The organism is Sphingomonas sp., assembly GCF_051962185.1.
Taxonomy (GTDB): domain Bacteria; phylum Pseudomonadota; class Alphaproteobacteria; order Sphingomonadales; family Sphingomonadaceae; genus Sphingomonas.
Window position 1 is genome coordinate 1 of record NZ_JBQCCN010000342.1, and the last position, 7,818, is coordinate 7,818.

Annotated in this window: 5 protein-coding genes and 1 pseudogene; 4 read left to right on the forward strand and 2 right to left on the reverse strand. The window is 65.1% G+C overall.

The annotated features are described in order from the left end of the window. Both ACTHJR_RS20780 and ACTHJR_RS20785 read right to left on the reverse strand, forming a co-directional pair. Nucleotides 1-272 (reverse strand): annotated as a pseudogene (locus ACTHJR_RS20780) (membrane dipeptidase); the annotation flags it as partial. A 29-nt stretch (nt 273-301) separates the two neighbouring features. Beyond that, on the reverse strand, nt 302-982 hold the full coding sequence (locus tag ACTHJR_RS20785) for a helix-turn-helix domain-containing protein (RefSeq protein ID WP_440525329.1): 681 nt from the start codon (nt 980-982) through the stop codon (nt 302-304). A gap of 127 nt (nt 983-1,109) precedes the next feature. Here ACTHJR_RS20785 and ACTHJR_RS20790 point away from each other — a divergent pair, with 127 nt between their 5' ends. From ACTHJR_RS20790 to ACTHJR_RS20805, 4 genes are all read left to right on the forward strand, one after another. After that, a complete protein-coding gene (locus ACTHJR_RS20790) occupies nt 1,110-3,140 on the forward strand; it encodes a serine hydrolase domain-containing protein (protein WP_440525330.1) in 2,031 nt (676 codons plus the stop codon). Next, on the forward strand, nt 3,140-4,150 hold the full coding sequence (locus ACTHJR_RS20795; RefSeq protein WP_440525331.1) for a dipeptide epimerase: 1,011 nt from the start codon (nt 3,140-3,142) through the stop codon (nt 4,148-4,150). The genes ACTHJR_RS20790 and ACTHJR_RS20795 overlap by 1 nt, the downstream gene beginning before the upstream one ends. Further along, a complete protein-coding gene (locus ACTHJR_RS20800) occupies nt 4,147-5,427 on the forward strand; it encodes a peptide MFS transporter (RefSeq protein WP_440525332.1) in 1,281 nt (426 codons plus the stop codon). The genes ACTHJR_RS20795 and ACTHJR_RS20800 overlap by 4 nt, the downstream gene beginning before the upstream one ends. Before the next feature lie 82 nt (nt 5,428-5,509). Then, nucleotides 5,510-7,807 (forward strand): TonB-dependent receptor, encoded by a 2,298-nt coding sequence (locus ACTHJR_RS20805; RefSeq protein WP_440525333.1) that lies wholly within the window; start codon nt 5,510-5,512, stop codon nt 7,805-7,807. Nucleotides 7,808-7,818: the final 11 nt, after the last annotated feature.

Sequence of the window (7,818 nt, forward strand, 5' to 3'; positions counted from 1 at the left end):
TGGCCGCCGACCATGCCGGCGTGGAGCCGGGTGATGTCGGTATTGTAGGGCGCGGGGAGATTGGTGAGGTCGAGCGTCCAGCGCCTGTCGCCGGCCTCGTCGCGTGCGGTCTCGGCCCAGTCGTTATGCCCGTCGATCAGCGGCGTCGCCTTGAGGATGCGGGCGACGCGCGCGGCCTCGTCATTGGCGCCGCTCGCGCCCGCCGGCAGTGGCGCGACGAGCGCCAGGGCGAGGCCGGCAAGCGAGATTCGATCGATCAGGGGACGGTTCAAGGGCGAGGCTCCCGATGTGGGCTTGGAGGTTAGCGCCGCGCAGTGCGGCGGGGCGCTGGCGAATCGTCGTTCGACGGGAGGTTCCCGCCCTTTTCGTGATGGAGGCTGAGCATCTTCTCCATCAGCTCTTCGTCGGGGCTCGACATCACCCCGAGCACCTCGGCTTCCTCGCAGCCCTCGGCCGCGAGATAGGCGTGGCCCATGCTCGAATCGATGTAGAGCGACTGGCCGGGCTCGAGCGTGACGGGGTCGTAGAATTCGGTGTGCACGGTCACGCGCCCGCTGAGCACGTAGATGAATTCCTCGCCGGTATGATGGACGAGGTCGCCGAATTCCTCGGCCGACTTGGCGCGGATCTTGGTGAGGACCGGAATCATGCGCTTCCGGCGCAATTCGGTGCAGAGATAATAATAATCGTAATTGGGGGTTTCGACCCGCACCGAATGCGCGACATCGCCCAGGCTGCGGCGCGCCATGACCGGCTGCACCGCGCTCTCATCCTCCTCGGCGAACAGCTCCGACATCCGCATACCCAGCCGCTGGCTGAGCTGCTGGAGCTTGTCGTAGCTGAGGGTCAGGCGATCGTGCTCGATCTTGGAAAGAGTCGAGACCGGAATGCCGCTGCGCTCGCCCATCTCCTTCAGCGTCCATCCTTCGCGTGTGCGCAGGTTTCGAAGCAGCGTTCCAAGGGTGGGCGGGGAGGTCGACACAAAAACTCCTTTCGATCCTAGTTGACGAATTTTCCAATCAGGATCAAGTTATCCCAATTAGGCCATCAATTGCCCAAGTCTAGAGGCAGGGTGTGGCCGGAGCAATATCGGCTCGAAAGGGGATGCGATGAGGGCGTGGTTGATCTCGGGAATGCTGGGTGCGCTGGCGTTGGTCAGCGGAAGCGTCGCGGCGCAAAGTACGAAGAGCGTCGCGCCGACTCTGGTGCCGCAGCCGGCGGCAAAGACGGTGCTTCCCGATTCGAAGACCCCGGCGGCACCTAGCGGTCCGCACGAACTGACCAAGGCCGATCTCGATGCGTGGCTCGACGGCTATGTCCCCGCCGCGCTCAACGAGGGCGACATCCCGGGCGCGGTGGTCGTGGTGGTCAAGGATGGCCAGATCCTGACCGCGCGCGGCTTCGGCTATGCCGATGTCGCGAAGAAGCTGCCGGTCGATCCCGAGCGGACGTTGTTCCGTCCCGGATCGGTGTCCAAGCTGTTCACCTGGACCGCGGTCATGCAGCTGGTCGAGGCCGGCAAGCTCGACCTCGACACCGACGTGAACAAATATCTCGATTTCGCCATCCCGCCCTATGACGGCAAGCCGATCACCTTGCGCCAGATCATGACGCACACCGCCGGGTTCGAGGAATATGGCAAGGGCGTCGTCTTCTACGATCCCAAATACATCCAGCCGCTCGACGTCTATCTCAAGAGCTATGTGCCCAAGCGGATTTACGCGCCCGGCACGACGCCGGCTTATTCGAACTGGGCGACCGCGCTGGCCGGCTACATCGTGCAGCGCAGGTCGGGCGAAGAGTTCGACGCTTATATCGAGCGTCACATCTTCACGCCGCTCGGCATGCACAATTCGACCTTCCGCCAACCGCTGCCGGCGGCGCTCAGCGGGCAAATGTCGGTCGGCTACGACAAGGGCGCCAAACCGGGCAAATTCGAGAATGTCGGCCCCGGTCCGGCCGGAGCGTTGTCGTCGAGCGGCACAGACATGGCGCGCTTCATGCTCGCCAATCTGGGAGGCGGCGAGCTCGACGGCCAGCGCATCCTGTCGAAGCAGACGATCGACATGATGCACAACAGCCCGCTCGACCACGTCAATTCCTATTCGCTGTTGCCGCCGCTCAACCGGATGGAGCTCGGCTTCTTCGAGCTCAACCTCAACGGCCATCGCGCCGTCGGGCATCTCGGCGACGTCAATGCCTTCCACACCGCGCTCGACCTGCTGCTCGACCAGGGCGTCGGCATCTATGTCTCGGTCAACAGCGCGGGCAGGGCGGGGGCAGGCGGCAAGCTCCGCCTTACGCTGCCGGAGGATTTCGCAGCGCGCTATCTGCCGATGCCCGAGCCCGCGAAACTGGGCGTCACGCCGGAACAGGCCAAGCAGCACGCCCAGATGATGACCGGGCTGTGGGAAGCCAGCCGCCGCGGCGAGACCAGCTTCCTGTCGCTGCTCTATTTCATGGGCCAGACCAAGGTGAGCGTCGGCGCCGACGGCAGCCTGGTCATCCCGGATCTGGTCGCGACCAACGGGCGCCCCCGCGAATGGGTCGAAATCGCGCCCTTCGTGTGGAAGGACCGCTACGGACAGGAGCGGCTCGCCGCCAAGGTGGTCGACGGCAAGGTCGTGCGCTGGAGCTTCGACCTCGCCGCTCCCTGGGAAGTGTTCGACCGCGTCCCCGCCGGCAAGTCGAGCGCGTGGATCCTGCCCGGCATCTATCTGAGCATCGCGATCCTGTTGCTGACCTTCCTGTTCTGGCCGGTCGCCTGGTTCGTGCGCCGCAAATATGCCTCGCCGCTGGCGCTCACCGGGCGTTCGCGCCGCCTGTACCGGGCGACGCGGATCATGGCCGGGCTCGACTTGGCGATGCTGATCGGCTGGGCAATGGTCGTGTCGAACCTGCTCGGCGCGCAATCGGGCGATCCGGCGGAGCTCGACTCCACGCTGTGGTTGCTCCAGATCGCCGGCGCGATCATCTTCGTCGGCGCCGTCGGTATCGCCGCGTGGAACGCCTGGCTGACCTGGACCGACGGTCGTCGCTGGAAGAGCAAGCTCTGGAGCATCCTGGTCCTGCTCGCGACCCTGATGCTGCTCTACTTCGCGCATCGCTTCGGTCTGATCGCGATGACGGTGCATTATTGATGGGCAAGCTCACGCTAAGGGCCGCGGCGCAGACGCTGCGGCTCGCCCAACCCTTCCGCATCTCGGGTTATGTGTTCGAGACTTCGGATGTCGTGACCGTCACGCTCGACGACGACACGCGCCGCGGGCGCGGCGAGGGAGCAGGGGTCTATTATCTCGGCGACGACGTGCCGCATATGCTCGCGGCGATCGAGAGCGCGAGGGCGGCGATCGAGGCGATGCCTAGCCGCGCCGACTTGCGCACGATCCTGCCGCCGGGCGGAGCGCGCAACGCGGTCGACGCGGCCTTGTGGGAGCTCGAAGCGGTCCGCGCCGGGAGCTCGGTGGCGGCACTCGCGGGCCTCGACACGCCGCGGCCGGTGTGCACCACGTTTACCATCAGCGCCGACGCGCCCGACGCGATGGCGGCGACAGCGCGACGCTACGCCGATGCGCTGGCGATCAAGATGAAGCTGACCGGCGAGCTCGATCTCGACATCGACCGGGTTCGCGCGGTGCGCGCGGTGCGGCCCGATGTCTGGCTGGGCGTCGACGGCAACCAGGGATTCGAGCTGGGCGATCTGGAACGACTGGCTGCGGCGCTGGTCGATCACGACGTCGCGTTGCTCGAACAGCCGCTGGCGCGCGGGCGCGAAGCCGATCTCGAAGGCTTCGACGCACCGCTGCCGATTGCGGGTGACGAGAGCATCTTGTCGCTCGAGGATGTAGCCACCGCGCCGGGCCGGTTCGATGTGGTCAACATCAAGCTCGACAAATGCGGCGGACTTACCGAAGGCCTGCTGATGGCGGCCGAAGCTCAGCGGCTCGGGCTGGGGGTGATGGTCGGCACCATGGTGTGCTCGAGCCTCGGTACCGCCCCGGGCTTCGTGCTCGGCCAGGTCTGCGACCTCGTCGACCTCGACGGCCCGACCTTCCTGGCGCGGGATGTCAGCCCCAGCGTATCCTACAAGGACGGCATGCTGTTCGCCGGACCCGAGGTTTGGGGAACGCCCGAAGCGGTCACGGCGTGACGAGCTCGACGCAAGCGCAGCCCGCCTGGTTCGGTCAGCCGCGCGGGCTGACCATCCTGTTCCTGACCAATATGTGGGAGCAATTCTCCTACTACGGGATGCGCGCGCTGCTGGTCTATTACATGACCAAGGAGCTGCTGATCGGGCAGGGCTATTCGTCCTTCATCTACGGAACCTACACCGCCTGCGCCTATTTCACGCCGATCGTCGGCGGGGTGGTCGCCGACCGTTTCCTGGGCAAGAGGCGCGCGATCATCATCGGCGGCGGCATGATGGCGATCGGCCATTTCCTGATGACCTTCGAGCCGCTCTTCTATGTTGCGCTCGCCACGATCGCCCTCGGCAACGGGCTCTTCCTGCCGAGTCTGCCGAGCCAGATCGACGATCTCTACGAACCTGGCGATCCGCGCGTCGGCTGGGCGTACAATGTCTATTATGTCGGGGTGAATATCGGCGGGTTCCTGGCGCCGCTGATCTGCGGAACGCTCGGCGAGATCTACGGCTGGCACTACGGATTCGGCGCCGCCGGGATCGGCATGGTGCTGGGCCTGTGCATCTACCTCTGGGGCCAGCGTTATCTGCCCGAATCCGCGCGTGCTCGCGACGCGGCGCCGGTCGAACGCCACGCGGGCGGGTTCGGCCGCCGCACTTTGGTACTGCTGGTCGCGATCGCAATGGCGGTCACCGTGTTTCGCGGCGCCTATGAGCAGATCGGCAATACCGTCGCGCTTTGGGCCGATGTCGGGGTCGACCGCCGCGCCGGCGGCTTCACCATCCCGATGACCTGGTTCCAGTCGCTCAACCCGCTGATGGTCATGCTCTTCACCGGGCCGTTGCTCGCCTGGTGGCGGCGGCGGGCCGAGGCCGGGCGTGCCGAGGCGCCGGCGCGCAAGATGGCGACCGGCGCGCTGATCGTGGCGCTGGCCTATTGCCTGCTCGCCGCGCTCGAATGGGCCGGCGACGGCGCGCGCGCGGCCTGGCCGTGGTTCGCCTTGTTCTTCGCGATCTTCACGCTGGGCGAATTGTTCATCCTGCCCACCGGTCTCGGCCTGTTCGCCCGGCTGGCGCCCAAGGGGTTCGGCGCGACGACGGTCGCCGCCTGGTATCTCGCCATCTTCTCGGGGAGCATCACGGCGGGACTGATCGGCGGGCTGTGGAGCGCCATGGGGCACGCCGCTTACTTCCTGCTGCTTGCCGCGCTCGCCTGCCTTGCCGCCGCGATGCTGTTCCTGACCGATCCGCTCGAAAGGCGCGTCCAAGCCTCCCGGAAAAACTGATCCGAAAACTTTTTGACTATTTTCTGATTAGGATCATAATGTCCTGATCAGATATAAAATGATCGATCTAGGGGAGAGATCCATGTTGATGCACCGCACCGCCTTATTGGCCTCGACCGCCGTCGCGCTGCTCGCGTTCGCCGCGCCGGCCTGTGCGCAGGACGCGCCGGCCAACGCCCCGGCGCCGACCGCCGCGCCGGTCGACGTACAAAATCAGGACGACATCATCATCACCGCGCAGAAGCGCAGCCAGACTTTGATCGACGTGCCGCAATCGGTGACCGTGGTGTCGGGCGACCTGCTCGAGAAGCAGCAGGCGACCAGCTTCCAGGATTATCTCAATCTCGTCCCCGGCCTCCAGGTCAACCAGAGCACGCCCGGCGAATCGCGCCTGATCCTGCGTGGCCTCAACACCGGCGGCGTCGCGTCGACCGTCGCGGTCTATGTCGACGAAACGCCGTTCGGCTCGTCGACGGCATTGGCCAATGGCGGCGTCCTCGCCGGCGACTTCGATACGTTCGACGTCGCGCGCGTCGAGGTGCTGCGCGGGCCGCAGGGCACGCTCTACGGCGCCAACTCGCTGGGCGGTTTGCTCAAATTCGTGACCAACGCTCCCGACACGACCAAGACCGAGATGCGCGTCCGTGGCGGCGTCGAGGACACCAAGGGCGGAGACCTCTCTTATTACGGCAACTCCATGATCAACGTGCCGCTGGGCGACACGATCGCGTTCCGCGCCTCCGGCTTTTACAAGAAATCGGGCGGCTGGATCGATTCGGTTGGCACGACCGCGACGGATCTGTTCGGCTATACGCTGAAGGCCGACGTCGCCGACAATATCAACGGTGCCGAATCCTATGGCGGCCGGGCGTCGCTGCTGTTCAAGCCGAGCAAGGGCTTCGACATCCGCCTGACGGCGTTCCTCCAGAACATCCGGGTGGACTCGCCGAGCGTGGTCGAGAGCGATCCCAACACGCTGCAGACGCTCTACGGGCGGCAGACACAGTCGCGCTTCGCCGACCCGTTCAGCAACGTCAATTATCGGTTGTACAATGCTCTGATCAATTACGACTTCGGCTTCGCGACGCTGACCAGTTCGACCAGCTACGCCACGCAGAAGCAGACGTTCCTCGACGATGCGACCTTCAACCTGAGCGGCATCGTCCGCGCACTGCTGGGCGCGCCGGCGAACGAATTCTTCCTCAACCAGAAGACCAACAACCGCAAATGGACGCAGGAGCTGCGCCTGGCGTCGGCGCGCAATTCGACCTTCGAATGGCTGATCGGCGGCTATTACAACAATGAGAAGGCGCTGATCCTCCAGGATTATGCCGCGACGGTGCCGGGCACGACCACGCCGATCTCGTTCCCGTTCGTGCTCGGTCATGTCGACCTGACGTCGAAATATGAGGAATATGCCGGCTTCGCCAACGGCACGCTGCATATCGGCAAGAGCTTCGATATCGACTTCGGCGGCCGCTACAGCCACAACAGCCAGACCGCGAGCCAAGCGGCGGCGGGCGTGCTGGCGGGTAACGTGCCGGTCAATAGCAACCTCCGATCGTCGGACGACGTCTTCACCTTCTCGGTGGCGCCGAAAATCAAGTTCGGTGATCGCGCCTCGCTCTATGCCCGCGTCGCCAAAGGATATCGTCCCGGGGGCCCCAACGTCATCGCGCCGAACGCACCGGCCGGGACGCCGGAATCGTTCAATCCCGACACCACGGTCAGCTACGAAGTGGGCTTCAAGGGCGAGACGATCGATCGCACCTTCGCGATCGACATGGCGGCCTATCATATCGACTGGAACAACATCCAGTTGCTGACGGTGGTCAACGGCTTCGGGGTCAATATCAACGGCTCGAACGCGACCAGCGACGGCGCCGAATTCACCGCCACGATCCGCCCGATCCAGGGCTTCGTGACCTCGATCAACGGCGCCTATACCGATGCCAAATTGTCGGGCGACGCACCCGCGCTGGTCGGCGGCTTGAAGGGCGATCGTCTGCCCTATACGCCGAAGTACAGCGTGTCGTGGAACTCGGACTACACTTGGGGGATCGGCGGCGACGCCAAGGCCTTCATCGGCGGCTCGCTGCGCTTCCTGTCGAAGCAGAATGCCGGGTTCGACGCGACCTTCCGCGCCGCCAACGGTCGCCAGCGCCAGATCCCGTCCTATGCCACGCTCGATCTGCGCGCCGGGCTGGACTTCGGCCGCTTCAGCCTCGAAGCTTACGCCCGTAACCTGACCAATTCGGAGGGCAAGACGTCGACCGGATCGCTGACCGCCAATGGCCTTCCGGTCTCGCCCAACGGTGCGCTGACCACCGGCGTGATACGCCCACGAGTGATCGGCCTGTCGGTCAGCGCGGGTTTCTGAGCGCGATGACG